The organism is Streptococcus sp. 1559 (assembly GCF_013276735.1).
GTDB classification, from domain to species: domain Bacteria; phylum Bacillota; class Bacilli; order Lactobacillales; family Streptococcaceae; genus Streptococcus; species Streptococcus pseudopneumoniae.
On record NZ_VMLO01000011.1, the window covers coordinates 1 to 22660 of the forward strand.

19 protein-coding genes and 2 pseudogenes are annotated in these 22660 nt (G+C 36.6%); all 21 read left to right on the plus strand.

Annotation, left to right across the window (positions count from 1 at the left end; translation table 11 throughout):
- Positions 1-35: 35 nt before the first annotated feature.
- Positions 36-269 carry a DUF1858 domain-containing protein gene (locus HT688_RS02590; RefSeq protein ID WP_000368739.1) on the plus strand — a complete coding sequence of 78 codons (234 nt, stop codon included), beginning with the start codon at positions 36-38 and terminating at the stop codon, positions 267-269.
- Positions 269-1603, plus strand: coding sequence for a DUF438 domain-containing protein (locus HT688_RS02595; RefSeq protein ID WP_050971556.1), 1335 nt, complete (start codon positions 269-271; stop codon positions 1601-1603). The genes HT688_RS02590 and HT688_RS02595 overlap by 1 nt, the downstream gene beginning before the upstream one ends.
- Positions 1604-1612: 9 nt before the next feature.
- A complete protein-coding gene (locus tag HT688_RS02600; RefSeq protein ID WP_023933271.1) occupies positions 1613-1867 on the plus strand; it encodes a DUF1912 family protein in 255 nt (84 codons plus the stop codon).
- A 95-nt stretch (positions 1868-1962) separates the two neighbouring features.
- Positions 1963-2358 (plus strand): helix-hairpin-helix domain-containing protein, encoded by a 396-nt coding sequence (locus HT688_RS02605; RefSeq protein ID WP_138703250.1) that lies wholly within the window; start codon positions 1963-1965, stop codon positions 2356-2358.
- Between the two features lie 282 nt (positions 2359-2640).
- Positions 2641-3218, plus strand: a pseudogene (locus HT688_RS02610) (flavin reductase family protein).
- On the plus strand, positions 3205-3765 hold the full coding sequence (locus HT688_RS02615; protein ID WP_023933266.1) for a GNAT family N-acetyltransferase: 561 nt from the start codon (positions 3205-3207) through the stop codon (positions 3763-3765). The pseudogene HT688_RS02610 and the gene HT688_RS02615 overlap by 14 nt, the downstream one beginning before the upstream one ends.
- Entirely contained in the window at positions 3765-4343 is a 579-nt protein-coding gene (locus HT688_RS02620) for an ATP-binding protein (protein WP_031222973.1), read from the plus strand. Before HT688_RS02615 ends, HT688_RS02620 begins: the two co-directional genes overlap by 1 nt.
- Positions 4344-4639: 296 nt before the next feature.
- Positions 4640-4837: a hypothetical protein gene (locus tag HT688_RS02625; protein WP_007284866.1), complete on the plus strand. Its 198-nt coding sequence runs from the start codon at positions 4640-4642 to the stop codon at positions 4835-4837.
- A 30-nt stretch (positions 4838-4867) separates the two neighbouring features.
- The gene (locus HT688_RS02630; protein WP_004237269.1) at positions 4868-5023 is read left to right on the plus strand and encodes a hypothetical protein; all 156 of its coding nucleotides are present in this window, start codon (positions 4868-4870) and stop codon (positions 5021-5023) included.
- Between the two features lie 5 nt (positions 5024-5028).
- On the plus strand, positions 5029-6261 hold the full coding sequence (locus HT688_RS02635; protein ID WP_119947207.1) for a beta-carotene 15,15'-monooxygenase: 1233 nt from the start codon (positions 5029-5031) through the stop codon (positions 6259-6261).
- Positions 6254-6443, plus strand: a pseudogene (locus HT688_RS02640) (hypothetical protein); the annotation flags it as partial. The gene HT688_RS02635 and the pseudogene HT688_RS02640, both read left to right, overlap by 8 nt.
- Before the next feature lie 115 nt (positions 6444-6558).
- Complete coding sequence (locus tag HT688_RS02645) at positions 6559-7800, plus strand: helix-hairpin-helix domain-containing protein (RefSeq protein WP_172922321.1); 1242 nt, start codon at positions 6559-6561, stop codon at positions 7798-7800.
- A gap of 31 nt (positions 7801-7831) precedes the next feature.
- Positions 7832-8833: a virulence RhuM family protein gene (locus HT688_RS02650; RefSeq protein ID WP_001002884.1), complete on the plus strand. Its 1002-nt coding sequence runs from the start codon at positions 7832-7834 to the stop codon at positions 8831-8833.
- 126 nt (positions 8834-8959) lie between these two features.
- Positions 8960-11611 carry a valine--tRNA ligase gene (locus HT688_RS02655; protein ID WP_166731068.1) on the plus strand — a complete coding sequence of 884 codons (2652 nt, stop codon included), beginning with the start codon at positions 8960-8962 and terminating at the stop codon, positions 11609-11611.
- Between the two features lie 106 nt (positions 11612-11717).
- Positions 11718-13061 (plus strand): AAA family ATPase, encoded by a 1344-nt coding sequence (locus HT688_RS02660; RefSeq protein ID WP_000778677.1) that lies wholly within the window; start codon positions 11718-11720, stop codon positions 13059-13061.
- Positions 13051-13617 (plus strand): hypothetical protein, encoded by a 567-nt coding sequence (locus tag HT688_RS02665; protein ID WP_000253751.1) that lies wholly within the window; start codon positions 13051-13053, stop codon positions 13615-13617. Before HT688_RS02660 ends, HT688_RS02665 begins: the two co-directional genes overlap by 11 nt.
- Before the next feature lie 356 nt (positions 13618-13973).
- Positions 13974-14777, plus strand: coding sequence for a Fic/DOC family protein (locus HT688_RS02670; protein WP_023936623.1), 804 nt, complete (start codon positions 13974-13976; stop codon positions 14775-14777).
- Positions 14778-15048: 271 nt separating this feature from the next.
- Complete coding sequence (locus tag HT688_RS11645; RefSeq protein WP_054392953.1) at positions 15049-17832, plus strand: TOTE conflict system archaeo-eukaryotic primase domain-containing protein; 2784 nt, start codon at positions 15049-15051, stop codon at positions 17830-17832.
- A 299-nt stretch (positions 17833-18131) separates the two neighbouring features.
- The gene (gene licT / locus HT688_RS02685) at positions 18132-18971 is read left to right on the plus strand and encodes a BglG family transcription antiterminator LicT (RefSeq protein WP_000584530.1); all 840 of its coding nucleotides are present in this window, start codon (positions 18132-18134) and stop codon (positions 18969-18971) included.
- A gap of 17 nt (positions 18972-18988) precedes the next feature.
- On the plus strand, positions 18989-20827 hold the full coding sequence (locus tag HT688_RS02690) for a beta-glucoside-specific PTS transporter subunit IIABC (RefSeq protein WP_172923542.1): 1839 nt from the start codon (positions 18989-18991) through the stop codon (positions 20825-20827).
- Positions 20828-20839: 12 nt separating this feature from the next.
- Entirely contained in the window at positions 20840-22255 is a 1416-nt protein-coding gene (locus tag HT688_RS02695; protein WP_000151847.1) for a glycoside hydrolase family 1 protein, read from the plus strand.
- Positions 22256-22660: the final 405 nt, after the last annotated feature.

Below are 22660 nucleotides of genomic sequence, written 5' to 3' on the forward strand. Positions count from 1 at the left end.
TTCATTGAGTATTAGAACATACAAAGGAGGTCGTCATGGACAATATCATCGATGTGTCAATTCCCGTTGCAGAAGTGGTGGACAAGCATCCAGAAGTCTTGGAAATTCTAGTGGAGTTGGGTTTTAAACCCCTTGCCAATCCCTTAATGCGCAACACAGTTGGTCGTAAAGTATCGCTCAAACAAGGTTCTAAGCTTGAAGGAACTCCTATGGACAAGATTGTCCGCACGCTGGAAGCAAACGGTTACGAAGTGATTGGGTTAGACTAATGGCAGATGAACGAATTCATGTCCTGCGGGATATTTTGTTAGAATTGCATAATGGCTCCTCTCCTGAGTCGGTTCAGGAGCGCTTTGATGCGACCTTTACAGGTGTTTCAGCCATCGAGATTTCCCTTATGGAGCACGAGCTGATGAACTCAGACTCAGGTGTCACCTTTGAAGATGTCATGGAACTCTGTGATGTTCATGCCAATCTTTTTAAAAATGCTGTTAAGGATGTCGAAGTTGCAGATACCGAGCACCCAGGTCACCCAGTTCGGATTTTCAAAGAAGAAAATCTAGCCCTCCGTGCGGCCTTGATTCGTATTCGGAGATTGTTGGATACCTATGAGTCTATGGAAGATGAAGAAATGCTGGCGGAGATGCGCAAGGGCTTGGTGCGTCAGATGGGTCTTTTGGGGCAATTTGACATCCATTACCAACGTAAGGAAGAGCTCTTCTTCCCCATCATGGAGCGCTATGGACACGATTCACCTCCAAAAGTTATGTGGGGAGTGGATGATCAGATCAGGGAACTCTTTCAAACAGCTTTAGCGACAGCCAAGTCACTACCAGAAGTGTCAATTAGCAGCGTAAAAGAAGCTTTTGAAGCTTTTGCGACAGAGTTTGAAAGTATGATTTTCAAGGAAGAATCTATCCTTCTCATGATTCTCCTTGAGTCCTTTACTCAGGATGACTGGCTTCAGATTGCGGAGGAGAGCGATGCCTATGGCTATGCTATTATCCGTCCGTCTGAGAAATGGGTGCCAGAACGCCAGAGTTTTGTTGAGGAAAAGAGTGAAGAGGAGCCTGTACAGCTAGATACGGCAGAGGGTCAAGTTCAGCAGGTTATTGATACGCCAGAAGGACAGTTTACCATTACCTTTACCCCTAAGGAAAAGGAAGCAGTGCTGGACCGCCATAGTCAGCAGTCTTTTGGTAATGGCTATCTTTCAGTCGAGCAGGCTAATCTCATCCTCAATCACCTCCCCATGGAAATTACCTTTGTCAATAAAGACGATATTTTCCAGTATTACAATGACAATACGCCAGCTGATGAGATGATTTTCAAACGAACGCCGTCCCAAGTCGGGCGCAATGTCGAACTCTGTCATCCGCCTAAGTATTTGGACAAGGTCAAGGCTATCATGAAGGGACTTCGTGAGGGGACCAAGGACAAGTATGAAATGTGGTTCAAGTCTGAGTCGCGAGGTAAGTTTGTCCACATCACCTATGCTGCAGTACACGATGAAAACGGAGAATTCCAAGGTGTACTGGAATACGTTCAGGATATCCATCCCTACCGTGAGATTGATACGGACTATTTCCGTGGATTAGAATAAGGAGAAAAAATGAGTTACGAACAAGAATTTATGAAGGAATTTGAAGCTTGGGTCAATACCCAAATCATGATTAACGACATGGCGCACAAGGAAAGCCAAAAAGTTTACGAAGAAGACCAGGACGAGCGTGCCAAAGATGCCATGATTCGCTACGAGAGTCGCTTGGATGCTTATCTGTTCTTGCTTGGTAAGTTTGAAAACTTCAAAGTAGGCAAGGGATTCCATGATTTGCCAGAAGGCTTGTTTGGTGAGCGAAATTATTAAACGAGAAAGATTCTTGATTTTTCACTAAAATCTTGATAGAATGTTTATGTTAAATCCTTGTCAGAGCAGGGATTTTTTATTGAAAGGATTTTATCATGTCAAAGAAACTCAATCGTAAAAAACAATTGCGAAATGGCCTCCGTCGCGCAGGTGCCTTTTCAAGTACTGTGACTAAGGTTGTAGATGAGACAAAAAAAGTCGTGAAGCGTGCAGAACAGTCAGCAAGCGCAGCTGGTAAGGCTGTTTCTAAAAAAGTTGAACAAGCAGTAGAAGCTACCAAAGAGCAAGCTCAAAAAGTAGTTAATTCTGTAGAAGATTTTGCAGCAAATTTGGGTGGACTTCCACTTGATCGTGCCAAGACTTTCTATGATGAAGGAATCAAGTCTGCTTCAGATTTCAAAAACTGGACTGAAAAAGAACTCCTTGCCTTGAAAGGAATCGGCCCAGCTACCATCAAGAAATTGAAAGAAAATAGCATCAAGTTCAAGTAATTTTTCTTTAGTCTTGCATTTCCGAGAAAAACTTGCTACAATAGAGCCATTAGAGGTGTTTTGAATCCCACATTTTACAGAAAGTGGCGGCGCTGAGAAGTCCACAAATGTGTCAAAACTGGTTGCTAATGACTGAAAAAATGAAATATTTCTGTCTTTTTATTTTAAAGACTAAAGATGCGGGCTTGGCCCGAAATTGGGTGGTACCGCGGATAAACACATTCGTCCCTGTCATGTAGATGGCAGGGATTTTCTTTTGCGTCTTAGTCAAAGGAGCTTGTTATGAAGCAATCTTTTAAAACAAGTAAACTCTATTATGGTTTTCCTATCTTCATTTTGGGGTATCAGGATCAGAATTTTGGACACAATATTACGACCTGTAGCTCCTCTTATAGCTTGGGAGATTGGCTAGCCATTGGTGTCGGAGCTGAGGAAAATGCGGCTGAGCAAATCAAGCATTACCAGAAGTTTACTGTGAATATTCCTGATGAAAATCTCATGCTCGAGATGGAGCAGGCTGGTTTTATCAGTCATAGAGAGAAATTGAAACACCTGGGGCTAGACTACGAGATTTCTGAACGGACTCAGGCACCGATTTTAGAGGTTTGTCCAGTCGTGTTAGAATGTCAGGTAGATAGGATTGATGAGGAAGAGGGAATTTGTCATATTTTCGCTAAGATTGTTGAGCGATTTGTTGACCCAGAACTTTTGGATGAAAAGGGACATTTTAGAAATGACCGTTTTGCACCTACTTACTTTATGGGGATGGCCACCAGCGCGTTTATCGCTATTTAGATGACCGAGTAGACCCTATGGGGAGCTTCATTAAGAAAGCGAGGATGAAGGATGTCAAGAGCTGAATTACCAGAACGATTAGAAACCGAACGACTCGTCCTACGAGTTCGTACAGTGGCAGATGCTGAGGATATCCATACCTACGCTAGTTTGCCAGAGGTCGCCTATCCAGCAGGTTTTCCTCCAGTCAAGACCTTGGAAGATGAGATTTATTATCTGGAGCACATTCTTCCGGAGCGTAATCAAAAGGAAAATCTCCCAGCAGGCTACGGGATTGTCGTCAAAGGAACGGATAAGATCGTTGGCTCTGTCGATTTCAACCATCGCCATGAAGATGATGTGCTGGAAATCGGTTATACCTTACACCCAGACTATTGGGGGCGAGGTTATGTGCCAGAAGCAGCGCTTGCCTTGATTGACTTAGCCTTTAAAGATTTGGGTCTTCACAAGATTGAACTAACTTGCTTTGGATATAACCTTCAAAGTAAACGAGTCGCGGAAAAGCTTGGCTTTACCCTCGAAGCTCGCATAAGAGACCGAAAGGATGTTCAAGGAAACCGCTGTGACAGTCTGATATATGGCTTGCTGAAGAGCGAGTGGGAGGTGATTTGATGCATCTTTTCATCATTGGTGCTCCAGCATCAGGAAAAATGACCATTGGTCAAGAATTATCTCGACTGACGGATGCTACCCTATTTTATAACCATCAAGCCATTGATTTTGCACTAGAAATCTATCAGGACTATACAGAGGAAATGTGGGAATTTGTTCGTGGAATCACTTTTTCATTCCTTGGAGCAAGTGCAAGAAATCAGCGATCAGTAATTTTAACAGATGTAATTGATTTTTCAAATCAGTATCAGCTGATGTATTTAAAGCAAATTCAGAATTTGTTGGATGATTATCATCAAGAGATTCTTTTTGTTGAGTTGGAAACAAGTCTTGAAGAGTGCATACGTCGAAATCGAACGGAGAATCGATTAAAGCACAAACCCTTAAAACGGCATATTGAGGTATCTGAAAGAGAAATTTTAGAGACCGCTGAAACACTTCAATTAAATTCCCAATATCAACCGAATGAGTTGCACCACTACTTTAAAATAAATAATACGAATTTGTCTGCAGAAGAAGCTGCTAAGCAAATTCAAAATAAAATGAATACAATAGAGAAAGGACACACACATATCTAAACAACTTCATGAAGACGTTCTCAAGACTCAAGAAGTTCAAAAGTCTCAATCTTTTTCGTTCGTGATTCCTACCACCAAATGTAACTGGAAAACTCTACCTTAATCGCGCTTGGAGTACACCCTTCAAAGTAAACGAATCACAAAGAAACTGGGATTTCCCATTTAAGCCTGTATCCGAGGTCGTAAGAATATCCAATACAGCAGAGGTAGAGTTTGATTTATTGAAGAATGAGTTAGAGGAGAAAATAGATGGCTAAAAAGAAAAATAGAAAAAAGAATTAAACCGCCAGCAAAAGTTGGATATCAAAGTCGTTTCTGAAGAAGAGGTTGTCTGGACAGAACTACTGGCTAAAAAACCAACTTTTGTAGAACGTCGGACCATTCAAAATTTCGATGAACTACATACAACAGTGATGCAATATGCTGATGAACATGGAGAGTATCCAGATGTTCAGCTAATCAATTACCAACTGAAAAATAGGATTTTTGATTAGAATCAGGATCATGCTTTATTTAGAGAAGCTATGCATACTCCAAATACACAGAAGCGAAATGAACTGTTAAAACAAGTTTTAAAGATCAATCCAGATTATTTTGCTGCTGATTTTCACCCATTCTTATCAGAGGTTGAAGATTTTGATTTACCAACCTTTAGATTAGATTTAGGAGGCAAAGATTGAAATTAATGTATTATTTTAATACTGACAATAGATTGAAGAATCTTTTTGCTCAAACTTGGAAAATACTTATGTATGCGCTAACGTATTTTCCAATAATATCTCTAATTGTATTCTGTCTTACCGATTTTAAATTAGTTATAATTTTACAATTTGCCTTGATACTAATATATGTGTTTAACTATAAAAATCGATTTAATAAGTTTAGAGTTTTTCTTACTAAAAGTACTAAATCTTTAGCTTTTATGAACGCATGGGATGGAATATTTTGCGGAATCTTGACTTACATTCTTTATAACCTAAATCTAGTTGAATCAACTTTAATCAACTTATCTCAATATTTTTTTATTAATTATGGCATAAGTAAAAATCACATAAATAACTGGATTATCATTGTAATACTTTTAATATTACCATTTGTATTATCTGTTATAAAAACTGTAGGATCAATCAAGATATTTCAAAAAGTTAATAAAATAGATATCGTAAAGGGAAAGACACTGTGGAATGTATATGCCACGATGCTTATTATTTCGTTTTTATGGTATTATATCTATATTTATTACTTTATTTCTAATGTTATTGATTTTCATTCTGATTTAATAACTGACATTCTTATGTTCAGTTCACTTATTGCACTTTATTTAATATGCTGGTGGATGATTTATAATCTAATTAGACATGGTGCAAAAGATACCAAAGAAGTAATAGCATCATGGTTAATTGGTTCAATCTGTATATTACTGTTAGCAGTATTTAATCAAGTTGAAAATGAATTAATAAATGCTTTAACATGGTTTTTGCCAATTTTAATTCCTAGTCTAATTGGAGAAATAAATTCTCAATTCGATACAAAAAAACATAAGAAAAAACCAATAAGAACTGAGAAAATGGATAGACACCTCTATCGAACTCAACTATATGGTTTTCTTACTCTATTAATGTTGAGTATTATTCCAAAGTTAACCGAAATTATTTGGGGTTTAAAGATTAAGAAGAAATTGGTCGAATTTATAACTCCCGAAGCTGATTGGATGTCTGAATTATTTGCCTCAACTATAATTATTTTCGTTTGTTTCATATTATCATTAGTTATTGGGAAGATTATAATTTGGTTATTACAATATTTCTATTTAAACACCTATAATGGATATTACGTGTATCGTGACAATATGCATAGTATATTAATAAATCGTAGATATAAAATAAATATTCATAAAAGGAGAAAAAATAATGTCTAAAGAACTTTCACCTAAATACAATCCAGCCGAGGTTGAGGCTGGTCGTTACCAAAAATGCCTTGATACGGATGGTTTCAAGCCGTTAGGAGATCAAAAGGCTAAGCCTTATTCAATTGTGATTACCACCACCAAACGTAACTAGAAAACTCTACCTTAATCACACCTGGGGTACAACCTTCAAAGTAAACGAATCACAAAGAAGCTTAGATTTCCCGTTCAAGCCTGTAGCTGAGTCCCGAAGGATATCTAAGTCAGTTGAGTCGAATCTATTGCAGGATGAATTAAAGGGGAAAATAGATGCCTAAAAAGAAAAATAGAAAAAAAGAATTAAAACGCCAGCAAAAGTTGGATATCAAAGTTATTTCTGAAGAAGAGGCTGCTTGGACAGAAATCATGGTCAAAAATCCAACTTTTGTAGAACGTCGTACCATTCAAAATTTCGATGAACTACATACAGCAGTGATGCAATATGCTGATGAACACGGAGAGTATCCAGATGTTCAGCTAATCAATTACCAACTGAAAAATAGGACTTTTGATTGGAATCAGGATCATGCTTTATTTAGAGAAGCTATGCATACTCCGAATACACAGAAGCGAAATAAATTGTTAAAGCAAGTTTTAAAAATAAATCCAGATTATTTTGCTGCTGATTTTCATTTATTCTTATCAGAAGTTGAAGATTTTGATTTGTCAACTTTTAAAAAAGTATTGGATTTTGAAATTCTAGTTTTAGAAAAATGGAAAGTGAATGGATACAATAGTTGGAATTATTTTGAAGCACGCTCTATCCTGTCTGCTCTGATGTTTCTGATTGAGTATTATATGATGGAGAACTTCAATTCTAAGGCTATAGAATTGATTGACCTATATTTGAGTAAGCGACCAGAACGGTTTCCTCCTAATTTTGTCTTCTGTATGCTTTCCTTGTATCATATCACCGGTCAGGAGCTAAAGGTTGAGCGTTTCTATCGTGAAGAATTGAATAAAGGGAAACGGGATGATACCATTCTTATTCATGCCATCATCTCTGCTTTTTCTCAAGGAAAAATTGAAGAAGCAAGTCAGCTATTTGCAAAATTAGTGGAAATAAATGATGAAGCTGTTGAATTCTTTATAGAGGAAGATTGGCAATTCAAAGTTATAGATATAGAAGACCAAGAATGCTATTGTTCAAATTCAGTTGAATCGCTACAAGCTAGTTTGTATCCTCTGTTTGATTATTTACTAGAAAATATTATTTTAACGAAATTTTTAACAAACGAATCCAAGAAGTTCCGTCGTAAACCAGTATTTTCGAATCATTCCAGTATGATAAGAAGTTTATCCAAGGTAAACGACTGGTACTCCTTTATGAGCGAGGAAAAAATGAAGGGAATTCGGATGGATTTTGTTCACATCTTTGTTGAAAATGGGATTCGTACGTCTTCAGATTTCAAAAAATGGACTGAAAAAGAAGTTCTCGCTTTGAAGGGAATTGGTCCCGTAACCGTTAAAAAGCTGAAAGAAAACGGCATAAAGTTTAAGAAAGAGAAGTAATTGTTTATGGAAGGGGGGAGGTGAAATTGTCTTGAATGAAATTTCTAATTTCATCCTGTATACTACACCAAATGGCGACGTTCAGCTAGATATCCTTTTACAAGATGAAAATCTTTGGTTGACTCAAAAAGGTCTTGCAGAGCTCTTTGGAGTTGAACGAAGTGTCATTACAAAGCACTTAAAAAACATTTATGATAGTGGTGAGTTGGATAAGGTGTCAACTTGTGCAAAATTTGCACAGGTTCAACAAGAGGGAAATAGAACTGTCCGACGTGAACTTGAATATTACAATCTGGATGCTATCATTTCAGTTGGCTATCGCGTAAATTCCAGCAAGGCTACTCAATTTAGAATTTGGGCAACCAAGACCTTGAAAGAATTTATCATCAAAGGTTTTGTTTTGAATGATGAACGCTTGAAACAAGGACAGACAGTTTTCGGACAAGATTATTTCCGTGAACTTTTAGAACGAATTCGCTCTATTCGTTCTAGCGAGCGCCGAATCTATCAACAAATTACGGATATCTTTGCCGAATGTGCCATAGATTATGATCGAAACTCGGATATTACTAAAAACTTCTATGCTATGGTGCAAAATAAATTTCATTATGCAATTACTGGAAGTACGGCTGCAGAAATTATCTATCAGCAAGCTGATGCTAGTAAAGAAAAAATGGGATTAACTACTTGGAAACATGCACCTGATGGACGAGTGCTCAAATCAGATGTAACGGTAGCCAAAAATTATTTGCAAGAAAAAGAAATTCGACAACTAGAGCGAACTGTTACAGCCTATTTTGATTATATCGAGGGTTTAGTTGAGCGCCGTAATACGTTTACAATGCGAGGATTGGCAGATAGTATTGATCGCTTTCTATCCTTTAATGAATATGAAATCTTAGAAGGAAAAGGAAGCATTTCCAAGAAACAAGCAGACTCAAAAGCCATCCAAGAGTATGAAAAATTTAACCGAACTCAAAAAATTATATCGGACTTTGATAAACATATTCTGAAGATAATGAGAGAAAGTTAATGTAAAATTTTTATACAGTTTCTTTTTTACTAATAGAAGATACTGAAAAAATCAGATGTGCTGAATCAAGGCATATCTTCTACATACTAATTTTATTTAAAGATATTAACTAGAAAGGACAAACACATGTCTAAAGAACTTTCACCTAAATACAATCCAGCCGAGGTTGAGGCTGGTCGTTACCAAAAATGGCTTGATGCCGATGTTTTCAAGCCTTCAGGAGACCAAAAGGCTAAGCCTTATTCAATCGTGATTCCACCACCAAATGTAACTGGGAAGCTTCACCTTGGTCACGCTTGGGATACGACTTTGCAAGATATCATCATCCGTCAAAAACGCATGCAAGGTTTTGATACCCTTTGGCTTCCAGGGATGGACCACGCGGGGATTGCCACTCAGGCTAAGGTTGAGGAGCGCTTGCGTGGCGAGGGTATTTCCCGCTATGACTTGGGTCGTGAGTCTTTCTTGACGAAAGTCTGGGAATGGAAAGACGAATATGCCACTACTATCAAGGAACAATGGGGTAAGATGGGGCTCTCTGTAGACTACTCTCGTGAGCGTTTCACTCTTGACGAAGGTTTGTCAAAAGCTGTTCGTAAGGTCTTTGTGGACCTTTACAAGAAAGGGTGGATCTATCGTGGTGAATTCATCATCAACTGGGACCCAGCTGCACGCACAGCCCTTTCTGATATTGAAGTTATCCACAAGGATGTCGAAGGTGCCTTCTACCACATGAACTACATGCTGGAAGACGGATCTCGCGCCCTTGAAGTTGCGACCACTCGTCCTGAGACCATGTTTGGGGACGTTGCGGTTGCGGTCAATCCAGAAGACCCACGCTACAAGGACTTGATTGGTAAAAACGTCATCCTTCCAATCGCTAATAAACTAATCCCAATCGTTGCAGACGAACATGCCGATCCCGAGTTTGGTACTGGTGTTGTTAAAATCACGCCTGCCCACGATCCAAACGACTTCTTGGTTGGTCAACGACACAACTTGCCACAAGTCAATGTTATGAACGACGACGGAACTATGAATGAGCTTGCCTTCGAATTTGCAGGCATGGACCGTTTTGAAGCTCGTAAGGCAGTCGTGGCTAAGTTGGAAGAAATCGGTGCCCTCGTTAAAATCGAAAAACGTGTCCACAGTGTTGGTCACTCAGAGCGTACAGGTGTAGTGGTGGAGCCACGCTTATCTACGCAATGGTTCGTTAAGATGGACCAATTGGCCAAAAATGCCATTGCCAACCAAGACACAGATGATAAGGTAGAATTCTACCCACCTCGTTTCAACGATACCTTCCTCCAATGGATGGAAAATGTCCACGACTGGGTCATCTCACGTCAGCTCTGGTGGGGTCACCAAATCCCTGCTTGGTACAATGCTGAGGGTGAAATGTACGTCGGTGAAGAAGCTCCAGAAGGAGACGGATGGACTCAGGACGAAGACGTTTTGGATACTTGGTTCAGTTCTGCCCTTTGGCCATTCTCAACCATGGGCTGGCCTGATGTCGACTCAGCAGACTTCAAACGATACTTCCCAACTTCAACCTTGGTTACAGGTTACGACATCATCTTCTTCTGGGTGTCTCGTATGATCTTCCAATCTTTGGAATTCACTGGCCGTCAGCCATTCCAAAACGTGTTGATCCACGGTCTTATTCGTGACGAGCAAGGACGCAAGATGTCTAAATCTCTCGGTAACGGGATTGACCCAATGGATGTCATTGAGAAATACGGTGCGGATGCCCTTCGTTGGTTCCTTTCAAACGGTTCTGCACCAGGTCAAGACGTGCGCTTCTCATACGAGAAAATGGATGCTTCATGGAACTTCATTAACAAGATTTGGAACATCTCTCGCTACATCCTCATGAACAATGAAGGCTTGACCCTTGAGCAAGCAACTGCCAATGTGGAAAAAGTTGCCAACAAGGAAGCTGGAAATGTCACAGATCGCTGGATTCTCCACAACCTCAATGAAACCATCGGAAAAGCAACTGCCAACTTTGACAAGTTTGAGTTTGGTGTGGCTGGACACATCCTCTACAACTTCATCTGGGATGAGTTTGCGGACTGGTATGTTGAGTTGACCAAGGAAGTCCTTTATAGTGACAACGAAGAAGAGAAAGTCATCACGCGTTCTGTTCTCCTTTATACTTTGGATAAGATTCTTCGTCTCCTTCACCCGATCATGCCATTCGTGACAGAGGAAATCTTTGGACAAATCTCAGAAGGCTCTATCGTGACAGCTGCATACCCAACTGTTAATCTAGCCTTTGAAGACCTTGCGGCTCACACTGGTGTGGAAAGTCTCAAAGACTTGATCCGTGCCGTTCGTAATGCGCGTGCGGAAGTAAACGTAGCACCAAGTAAGCCAATCACAATCCTTGTTAAGACTAGCGATAGTGACTTGGAAGCCTTCTTTAACAGCAATGTCAACTACATCAAACGTTTCACAAATCCAGAACACTTGGAAATTGCATCAAACATCCCTGCACCTGAACTCGCAATGTCAAGCGTCATCACAGGAGCAGAAATCTACTTGCCACTGGCAGACCTCCTCAATGTCGAAGAAGAACTGACTCGTCTCGACAAGGAACTGGCTAAATGGCAAAAAGAACTAGATATGGTGGGCAAGAAACTCTCTAACGAACGCTTCGTCGCCAATGCTAAACCAGAAGTCGTCCAAAAAGAACGCGACAAACAAGCCGACTACCAAGCCAAATACGACGCGACAGTTGCACGTATTGATGATATGAAGAAGTTGGTGAAGTAGTGTGAAGTGAGATATACTTGGAAGATGATTTACACCTCACACCTGCTTTTTTATGTAGTTTGTGTTAAACTGATAGTACTGCCTCCATGGTGAAAGGAGAATATATATGAAACTAACAATAGAAAATATAGGTAATGTAAAGAATGCAGAAATTGAAATAAATGGAATTTCAGTTATTGCAGGTCAAAATGGCACTGGAAAAAGTACAATAAGTCGTTCTTTATTTTCAATATTTAGTGCCAATTATGATGTTATAAAAAAAATTTCTAACGATCGAACTAAAGCAATTAATGATTTTTTAGAAGACTATCTCTCTGATATCGAAATGAATCGTAAAAATAATTCTGAAATAGGGATTGCTAGAAGAATCGTTCCGAGTTTCCTTTATACAGAATTGACAAAAATCATTTCAAAAAATTTATTGATATTTCTTGATAAAAATTATAGTGAACATAATAATGAATCCCTTAAGAAGAGTATCATTGAATCAATTAATGAATTCAATAAACGAAATTCAAAATACTTTGTATTAAATATTAAGGATTTGGACCTAAATGTTTTATCTGAAAATATAAAAGAAATTTTATCTCAGTCAGACCAATCTATCTTTAACCAAATTTTAACTGCTCATTTAACTGATGAATTTCATAATCAAATAAATAATATATACGACCCATTGACAGGACTAATTTCTTTAAGAATAAAAGATGAACAAATAAATGTTGAAGTTAACAAAAATAGAGCTACTGCAGATAAATTGATAAATTTTAAAACAGATGTAGTATACATAGATGATGCTGCTGCAATAGTTGAAAATTTATTTTCAACTAAATTTTTAAATAAATTTTCAACTAAATTTTTAAATGAATTTTTAAATAAAATTGATTTAAAATTGGATCATAATGCTCATTTAATGGAGCAGCTTAGAGATGAAAGAAACAACACTTACACATTACGAGCTAAGATAACTGACAGATTAAATTTGGTGTTTAATGAAATAAATCATATATTGAAGACTGATATTGTTAATAGTTCAGAAGATGAGGAAGATGAAAAAAAACTTAATATAATCAATTATTCTTCAGGTATGAAAACGTTCTATTTAATTAAATCTCTTTTAGAAAATGGTGTGATTAGAGAAAATGGGACACTCATTTTAGATGAACCAGAAGTCCATTTACATCCAGAATGGCAATTGAAATTTGCTGAAATTATAGTATTACTTCAGAAAGAATTTGGATTACATATCTTAATCAATTCCCATAGTCCTTATTTAGTTGAAGCGATTGATATATTTAGCAAAAAAAATGATACAAATGATTCTGTTAAGTATTATCTTGCTAATAGTTCTATTGAAGATGTTACTGACTCGATTGATAAGATTTATGAGCAAATGTATGTTCCTTTAAATCGCCTTGAGGAGCTAGCGGAGGATTTTGATGGTGAGTAAAATAATTTTCTCTATATTACATGATTTTAATATTAGATTTTCTGAATGTCGTAGCGATATTAAAACCTGCTCATATGATTCTGATTCTAACTATAATTTGGTAAACTCTAAATATACTTGTTATAATTTTGATAAGATTTCAGAAATTATTTTTAAAAAACATAGCTTTGATAAATGGCAATCTGTAGATACAATTCTGCCTCTTCTTCCTGTAGATGCTGATAGTAAATTATATTTAATAGAGTTTAAGAATTCAAAAAATATTCCATATGCTAACGTTAGAGCTAAAATATTATCGAGTTTGTTCCTACTAGAAAATTTTTATGGATTGCAAAAAACTGATTATAAAAAAATAGTGACAGTTACTGTAGTTAAATCACAAAAAGGTAAAAGACATTTAAATGAAATTAGACAACATCAGGCAAAAATAAGTGGTAAGTCACCTTATAAAGTTGAAAATTTTAGGGCTTTAGAAGATTTTTATGGAATTGAATCTTTTAAATATCCCCCTGAAAAATTTATAGAATTTATAGAGAATAATAATTTAGTCAGTTAAAATTAAAATACTAAAATTTTATAGCTTTGATTAAAAACCAGCTCACTACACAACAACCCCTCTAAGTTCGAACCGCTCTGAGAAGTACAACATTGCAGTTTCTTCTCAGGTGTTGGGGGATTTGAACAAACCAACGAGTTCAGAGTGGTGTATCCTATGAGTTTGATAAGTATGCAAGCTAGAATTATTCATTTAATCAAACCATTCATCCAAAAGGCATTACAAATGAGTGCATGGGATGTTGAGTATAACTCTTTTATTACTTCTTCATAGAACTTATTATGAATGTTTTTTATAGTTCACCCCAATTTCACCATTTACCGATGACACAGAAAAACAATTGAAAGGATATTTCTATGCAACCAACTTACAACATTGACAACCCAAACTTGTCTTATGAAGCTAAGCGTGACTTATGGCGGATAGGTTTTGGTCTGCAGAAAGTTGACAATCTAGTGCCATCAGCGTATATGGAATCTTTGGCTGAGAAACAGTCCCGGGGTGAACTGACTTACGAGCAGGTTTATGAGGATGCAACGGCTTATCACCATACTATTGATGCAAGTACGGAAGAGGCAGACTTGGTTTCTCTACGTATTGTAGAACTATTGTCTCGAAGAGGCTTTAGCTTTAGTCCTGCGACCTTACTTGCTATTCATAAGGAGTTGTTTCAAGATATATTTGAACCCTCTATTCCGGTGGGGCAATTTCGTCAGACCAATATCACAAAGAATGAACCTGTTTTGAATGGTGAAAGTGTTGTGTACTCTGATTACTCCATGATTCAAATGACCTTGGATTATGATTTTAATCAGGAAAAACAAGTTGCATATGCGACACTAACTCAGGCGGATGTGGTTAAACAAATCCAGCATTTTATTTCAGGAATCTGGCAGATTCATCCATTTCGCGAAGGAAACACTCGGACAGTAACGGTCTTTTTGATTCAGTATCTTCGTGAGTTTGGTTTTGATATTGATAATACACCATTTCAGCAACATGCCAAGTATTTTCGTGATGCCTTGGTATTAGATAATGCAAAGATTTTACAGCGACGTCCTGAGTTTTTAACAGCTTTTTTTGAAAATCTCTTGCTCGGTGGTCAAAATGATTTGTCTTCAGAAAAAATGTATCTAGATTTAGACCTCGATTTTTCATAATCCTAATACTGAGTAAACATTGAATTTTAGGAAAAAATGAAGTAAATATTCTCACAAGAAAACGTATATCATCAAAGTTTTAGGCCACTTGATAATATGCGTTTTTTGAATTTTATAGACTGCTCGTTTAAACTCTATTTACCTCGTACATTCCGGAGCGAGACGGAATATTAGCCACATACAAAATGAGTACTATTCGGATTTTATTTTCGTGTACAATTTCAGCTATTCTTGTTATAATCAGCCTATAGGAATCAAGGAGGTGATTGTTATGGCTGTTTTTGTGTCTTTGGATGGAATTGTGGTAGAAGTACTTGATGTCTTTTCTTCTTTTAATGGGGATAGTGAGTTTTTCTTGTGTAAACGTCTTAAAGACAAGAGTCAGTTTGTTATGGAACGCTCTCGGTTCGAGGAGATGTTCCAACTTCAAAGTAGTCACTTGACGACGCAAGAAAAATTACAATTGTTTACCTCCGTGTTTGCTGGCCGTTTTGATGTTTATGCTAAGAGTTTTATCAATGATCAAGGGAAAATTCAGTATTTTCCATCCTATGATTATGGTTGGAAGCAGTTGTCACCTGAAAAACGGAGTTTCCAGACATTGACGGATTCCGTTTTGAAATCTCATTTTCGTGGGGAGACAGCTATCGGTATCTTTCCTATGCACTTAGATGATAGCTGTTATTTTTTGGTACTTGATTTGGATGAAGGAGATTGGAAAGAAGCTGGTTTAACCATTCGAAGAATAGCCAGGGAACGCCAGATGGAAGCCCATTTAGAGATTTCTCGTTCGGGTCACGGACTCCATATTTGGTTCTTCTTTGAGGAAGCGATTCCGAGTCGAGAGGCTCGCTTGTTTGGAAAGAAACTGTTAGAACTGGCAATGCAGGAAAGTATGCAACTGTCCTTTGATTCTTTTGATCGCATGTTTCCAAATCAGGATGTTCTTCCTAAAGGTGGATTTGGTAATTTGATTGCCCTTCCTTTTCAAGGAGAAGCTTATCATCAAGGGCGAACGGTCTTTGTGGATGAACATTTTCAGCCTTATGAAGACCAATGGAGGTATCTACAAGAAATTCAGAGGGTTTCAACTGCTAAAGTGGCACTGTTAATCCAAGAGGAGTTAGGTAAGGAAGAATTGGATAAGGAGTTGAAGGTCGTCTTATCCAATATGATCCAACTTGAAAAATCGTCTGTGACACCCAAGACGCTGTTTTTCTTGAAAAATATGGCTTCATTTTCTAATCCCGAATTTTATTTAAAGCAGGCTATGCGACAGCCAACCTATCAAATTCCTGAGCGAATGTATTTATTTGGAGAATCCGATCATTATTTATGGCTGCCAAGAGGTTTGCTGTATCCATTGCAAGATAAATTTAATACTCTTCGAAAATCTCTTCAAACCACGTCAGCTTCGCCTTGCCGTACTCAAGTACTGCCTACGGCTAGCTTCCTAGTTTGCTCTTTGATTTTCATTGAGTATGAGCAGGGATCTGTGGAAGATAGGAGAAAGGTACAAAGGTCTATTAGAGTGGAATTTAAGGGAGAACTCACTTTTGAGCAAGAGTTAGCCCTGTCAGATATGACTTCTAAAGAAAATGGTTTACTTCATGCGGAGACCGGTTTTGGAAAGACCGTTTTAGGTGCTGCTCTTATCTCTGAACGGAAAACAAAAACAATTATCCTAGTTCATAATAGGCAACTCTTAGACCAGTGGCTGGATCGCCTAAAGTGTTTTTTGACTTTCGAAGAGGAAGAAGCTACCCGTTATACGCCATCAGGTCGTGAAAGGGTAATAGGCTATGTCGGGCAGTACGGTGGGACTAAGAAATGGTTGAGTGGACTGGTTGATGTCGTTATGATCCAATCTCTATTTAAGTTGGAAAATAGTCAAAGTCTTTTGGATGAGTATGAGATGATGATTGTGGATGAGTGTCATCATGTCTCTGCCTTGATGTTTGAAAAAGTTGTTGCTCAGTTTAGAGGGAAGTATCTTTACGGTTTGACGGCTACGCCTGAGCGTAAGAATGGTCATGAGCCTATTGTTTTTCAGAGAATTGGTGAGATACTCCATACTGCTGATAAGAGGGAAACGGATTTTAAACGGCAATTGCAATTAAGATTCACTTCTTTTGGTCATTTGGAGATTGAAAAGACCAAAGCAAGTAATTTTATACAGCTTAGTGATTGGATTGCTACTGACTCAGTGAGGAATCAGTTGATTATCAAGGATATTCTAGACCAAGTGGCAGAAGGGCGGAATATCTTGGTTCTAGTCAATCGAATTCAACAGATAGATGTCTTTGAAAAGTTATTGAAAGAGAAAGAGGTTGATGACTGTTATATTATTAGCGGAAAAACCAAAGTCCGAGATAGAACAAGTTTAATGGAGACGTTAGAACAGTTAGATAAAGGGTTTGTTTTATTGTCTACTGGAAAATACATTGGCGAAGGTTTTGACTTGCCTCAGCTAGACACGCTTATATTGGCAGCACCCTTTTCTTGGAAAAATAATTTAATTCAGTATGCAGGTCGGATTCATAGAAACTACAAGGATAAGTCTTTGGTGCGGATTTTCGATTATGTGGATATTCATGTTCCTTATTTAGAAAAGATGTTTCAGAAACGACAAGTAGCTTATCGAAAGATGGATTATCGTGTCATCGAGGGTGAGGAGAAACAATTCGTTTATGTTGATAGTAGATATGAGAAGGTGTTGAGAGAGGACTTGGCAGGGGAAAGACAGGAATGTCTGCTTATTTTACCTTATGTGCACCAGACAAAACTGATGAATTTTCTAAAAGAATTTAGGATTAGTCAAATTGAGATATGTATACCAGAGACGGTTGCAAATAAAGCATGGCTAGACCAGTTGAAGAGCCAGAAAATTAAAGTATCTTTTACTCAATCAAAAATAGTCACGCCTATTCTTTTGGTAAACAAGACCATTGTTTGGTATGGCGCAATGCCATTATTAGGGAAGGTAGATGAAATGACCATATTACGTTTGGAATCAGCTAGTATAGCTTCTGAACTAGTGGCAGGTTTACGATAGAGAAAACTTTTAAAAATTTCTATGTATGATTTTCATTTCTTTAGTGAGGCTGTTGACATTTTCACATTCGAATCACACAAAATAAAAAAATTTCTACAAGTACTTGACAAATAGATTGAAATATCATAAAATAAAAACGGTTACAGAGTTATTAATTATTTAAGCTTCATGTCACCATTAAAAATTGAAATAAAAGGATGTTATCACTAATACAAGTGAGCAGGAACCTATTTAATCACATCAGAAGAAGTTTCTTGATGTTTTTAAGTAGGTTCCTTTTATTTTAAAAGGGAAATTTTATGATCATAAAACGAATACTAAACCACAATGCCGTAATTGCGCAAAGTAAAAAAGATATCGATATTCTTCTTTTTGGAAGGGGAATAGCTTTTGGAAGAAAAATTGGAGATAAAGTAAATCCAATTGATATTGAGAAAAGTTTTTTTCTCAAAAATAGAGATAATATGACCCGTTTTACAGAGATGTTTATTAACGTTCCTTTGGAGTTGGTGTACATTACCGAAAAAATAATTAACCTAGGTAAAATAACATTGGGTAATAATTTTGATGAAATTATCTATATTAATTTAACGGATCATATTTCTTCGAGCATAGAACGTTATAAAGAAGGGATTATTATTTCGAATCCCCTACGCTGGGAAATCTCGAAATATTATAAAGAAGAATTTGAGCTTGGGAAAAGGGCTTTACAAATAATAAAAAAAGAGTTAGGTATTGAACTTCCAATTGACGAAGCTGCATTCATAGCGCTACATTTTGTTAATGCTAATTTAGAAAATAATTTTCAAGAGTCGTATAAAATCACTGAAATAATTATGGGAATTGAGAAAATCATTCAAGATTTCTATTGTACTGAGTTTAACCAAGATTCTATTGATTATTATAGATTCATAACTCATATAAAATTATTTGCCCATCGCTTGGTTGAAAATACAACTTATTGTGACGATGATGATGAAGACTTGTTAGCATTAATGAAAAATAAATATCCTAGAGAATATGAATGTGGTGAACAGGTGGCAATGTTTATACAAACTGAGTACAATTATTTGCTGACTTCTAGTGAATTAGTTTATTTGATGGCTCATATTCGTCGTTTAACAAAAAATTTAGATTAATAGAATAGGAGAATACCATGAGTTATAAAGATACAGTACAAAAAATCCTCGATGTAATTGGAGGCGAAAAAAATGTCAATAGAGTTACCCATTGTGTAACACGTTTAAGATTAGAATTAAAAGATGAAAATTTAGTCAATGATGATGATGTGAAGAAGATACCAGGTGTAATAGGTATTATGAAAAAGAATGGGCAATATCAAATTATACTTGGTAATGATGTAGCCAATTATTATAAAGAATTCATTAAACTTGGCAATTTTGAAACAGATTCAGTTGATCAAGGGCACAAAGGGAATATTTTAGAAAGAATCATTGAATATATCGCTGGTTCCATGACTCCAATCATTCCAGCAATGTTAGGGGGAGGTATGCTGAAAGTCTTGGTAATTATTTCACCAATGCTTGGTATATTGCAATCAGATTCTCAGACTATTGCTTTTTTGACATTTTTTGGGGATGCTCCATATTATTTCTTACCGCTGTTATTAGCTTATTCTGCATCACAAAAATTAAAAGTAACATCTACATTAGCTATGTCTGTAGCAGGTGTACTTCTCCATCCAAATTTTGTTCAAATGGTGCAATCAGGGAATCCTCTTAGTTTATTTGGTGTACCTGTGACACCAGCTAGTTATGGTTCGTCAGTCGTTCCAATTCTTATTATGGTTTGGTTGATGAAATATATTGAAAAAATGATTGCTAAATTAACACCAGCTGTTACTAAGAGTTTTTTGCAACCTACGCTAGTATTATTAGTATCAAGCTGTATTGCCTTAGTTGTAGTCGGACCTATTGGAGTAATTGTTGGTGAAGGATTATCAAATCTAGTTGGGCAAATGTATGGTGTAGCTGGATGGCTTACATTAGCTATTCTTGGCGCTATTATGCCATTTATTGTTATGACTGGAATGCATTGGGCTTTTGCACCTATTTTTTTGGCGGCATCTATTGCTACTCCAGACGTATTAATTCTTCCAGCAATGTTAGGGTCAAACTTAGCTCAAGGGGCTGCTTCGATGGCTGTTGCATTAAAGAGTAAAAATAATAATACAAAACAAATTGCTTTTGCAGCAGGTTTCTCAGCCTTACTTGCAGGGATTACCGAACCTGCATTATATGGTGTGACTTTAAAATATAAAAAACCGCTTTATGCAGCTATGATTGGTGGTGGATTAGCGGGATTGTTTGCAGGTCTTACTAGTGTTAAAGCATATCTATTTGCTGTCCCAGCTTTGATAGCGTTGCCTCAATTTATTTATTCTGATGTGCCATCAAATATTGTAAATGCTTTAATTGTGGCAGTCATTTCGGTTGTTATTACCTTTGTATTAGCTTATATATTTGGAATCGATGAAGAAGGGAGTTCTAGCAATTTAGAAGTTGAAGTTGGAGTTTCAAATAAAAAAATGATATTTTCTCCTATATCAGGAGAAATCATTCCGTTAAGCGATGTCCAGGATAAAACATTTTCAGATAAACTAATTGGAGACGGAGTAGCGATTATCCCAAGTGAGGGTAAGGTTTATGCACCATTTGATGGGAAAATTACAAATATTTTTCCGACTAAGCACGCAATTGGATTGAAGAGTGATGAGGGTGTTGAGTTACTAATTCATATTGGATTAGATACTGTTGAGCTAAAAGGTCAAGGTTTTATTAGTCATGTAGAAGAAGGAGACAGAGTTTTCAAAAATCAGTTGATTTTTGAAATGGACTTAAATTTAATCAAGAGTAAAGGCTACGAAACAGTTACACCAGTAATTGTAACGAATACCAACGATTTTCTAGATGTATTAGTATTACCTAATAATCAGACAATCGAGCATTCTAAGGAATTACTGGTAATATTATAATGGAGGAAAGTTATGACCATTTTTCCAGATGATTTTCTTTGGGGTGGAGCTGTTGCAGCTAATCAAGTAGAGGGAGCATATAATGAAGATGGTAAGGGATTATCAGTTCAGGATGTGTTACCCAAAGGTGGATTAGGAGAAGCAACAGAAAATCCTACAGAAGATAACTTAAAATTATTAGGTATTGATTTTTATCATAAATATAAGGAAGATATATCCTTGTTTTCTGAAATGGGCTTTAATGTTTTTCGCACTTCTATTGCATGGAGTAGAATTTTTCCAAAAGGAGATGAGGAAGAACCTAACGAAGCTGGTTTGAAATATTATGATGAATTGTTTGATGAACTACATGCTCACGAGATAGAACCACTTGTAACTCTTTCACACTATGAGACTCCATTATATTTAGCAAGAAAATATCATGGATGGATTGATAGGAGAATGATTCATTTTTATGAAAAATTTGCTCGAACAGTTTTAGAAAGGTATAAAGATAAAGTTAAATATTGGCTTACATTTAACGAAGTAAACTCTGTTTTGGAATTACCGTTTACTAGTGGAGGAATAGATATACCTAAGGAGAATCTTTCGAAACAAGAATTATATCAAGCTATACATCATGAGTTAGTCGCTTCGAGTTTGGTTACAAAAATTGCTCGAGAGATTCATTCAGAGTTTAAGGTGGGATGTATGGTATTAGCTATGCCAGCTTATCCAATGACTCCAAATCCAAAAGATGTATGGGCGACTCATGAGTATGAGAATCTAAATTATCTATTTTCAGATGTGCATGTTAGAGGTTATTATCCGAATTATGCAAAAAGATATTTTAAGGAACATGACATTAACATAGAGTTTGCAGCTGAAGATGCAGAGTTATTAAAAAATTATACCGTAGATTTTTTATCCTTTAGCTATTACATGAGTGTGACTCAATCTGCTCTTCCAACACAGTATAATTCAGGACAAGGGAATATTATTGGTGGTTTAGTAAATCCTTATTTAGAGTCTTCTGAGTGGGGATGGCAAATTGATCCAATTGGACTACGTATAATTTTAAATAGATATTATGACCGTTATCAAATCCCATTATTTATAGTAGAAAACGGATTAGGTGCTAAAGATCAACTAATAAAAGATGAATTTAATAACTTAACAGTCCAAGATGATTATAGAATTCAGTATATGAAAGAACATTTATTGCAAGTAGCTGAAGCTCTACAAGATGGTGTGGAAATTATGGGCTATACGTCTTGGGGATGTATTGACTGCGTTTCTATGTCCACTGCACAGCTTTCTAAGAGGTACGGTCTCATTTATGTTGATCGAAACGATGATGGAAGTGGTACATTCAATCGATATAAGAAAATGTCCTTTACTTGGTATAAAGGAGTGATTGAATCAAATGGAGAATCCTTATTCAAATAGTTTGTTTATTGATGATTAGATATTATCACGGTTAAGGCAGCATCTCATTAAATATGAAATAAAGAGGTTTGGAAGACATCAAATTCTAAACCTCTTTATTTTATAGGGGGATTAATTAATTTAATTTTGTTACAGAGAGCCGATTATAAATAGTTAACTTAGGATAGATTGGTTATATATAGTAGACTGAATCTAAAATAGTACGAAACAATTGCTAAAACGTTTATAGAAATTAATTTTACTTTCCCAATCGATTTGTTTTCATCTTATTTCAATCCGCTATAAAGTTAGATAAGAATAAGCTAACAAGCAGAAGTAAGATAGGTCTTGCAAGAATGGTAAAAATCTGATAAACTAAGTAGTAATTGAATAGGAATCTGAAAGACTAGTAGCCCAAGGGAAGTA

Coding starts and splice junctions, on each gene's coding strand:
- HT688_RS02645 (WP_172922321.1), top strand. CDS start 6,559: ATGCCTAAAAAGAAAAATAGAAAAAAAGAATTAAAACGCCAGCAAAAG.
- licT (WP_000584530.1), top strand. CDS start 18,132: ATGATCATAAAACGAATACTAAACCACAATGCCGTAATTGCGCAAAGT.
- HT688_RS02655 (WP_166731068.1), top strand. CDS start 8,960: ATGTCTAAAGAACTTTCACCTAAATACAATCCAGCCGAGGTTGAGGCT.
- HT688_RS02615 (WP_023933266.1), top strand. CDS start 3,205: ATGTCAAGAGCTGAATTACCAGAACGATTAGAAACCGAACGACTCGTC.
- HT688_RS02600 (WP_023933271.1), top strand. CDS start 1,613: ATGAGTTACGAACAAGAATTTATGAAGGAATTTGAAGCTTGGGTCAAT.
- HT688_RS11645 (WP_054392953.1), top strand. CDS start 15,049: ATGGCTGTTTTTGTGTCTTTGGATGGAATTGTGGTAGAAGTACTTGAT.
- HT688_RS02690 (WP_172923542.1), top strand. CDS start 18,989: ATGAGTTATAAAGATACAGTACAAAAAATCCTCGATGTAATTGGAGGC.
- HT688_RS02620 (WP_031222973.1), top strand. CDS start 3,765: ATGCATCTTTTCATCATTGGTGCTCCAGCATCAGGAAAAATGACCATT.
- HT688_RS02595 (WP_050971556.1), top strand. CDS start 269: ATGGCAGATGAACGAATTCATGTCCTGCGGGATATTTTGTTAGAATTG.
- HT688_RS02665 (WP_000253751.1), top strand. CDS start 13,051: ATGGTGAGTAAAATAATTTTCTCTATATTACATGATTTTAATATTAGA.
- HT688_RS02605 (WP_138703250.1), top strand. CDS start 1,963: ATGTCAAAGAAACTCAATCGTAAAAAACAATTGCGAAATGGCCTCCGT.
- HT688_RS02635 (WP_119947207.1), top strand. CDS start 5,029: ATGTATTATTTTAATACTGACAATAGATTGAAGAATCTTTTTGCTCAA.
- HT688_RS02590 (WP_000368739.1), top strand. CDS start 36: ATGGACAATATCATCGATGTGTCAATTCCCGTTGCAGAAGTGGTGGAC.
- HT688_RS02670 (WP_023936623.1), top strand. CDS start 13,974: ATGCAACCAACTTACAACATTGACAACCCAAACTTGTCTTATGAAGCT.
- HT688_RS02630 (WP_004237269.1), top strand. CDS start 4,868: ATGCATACTCCAAATACACAGAAGCGAAATGAACTGTTAAAACAAGTT.
- HT688_RS02660 (WP_000778677.1), top strand. CDS start 11,718: ATGAAACTAACAATAGAAAATATAGGTAATGTAAAGAATGCAGAAATT.
- HT688_RS02695 (WP_000151847.1), top strand. CDS start 20,840: ATGACCATTTTTCCAGATGATTTTCTTTGGGGTGGAGCTGTTGCAGCT.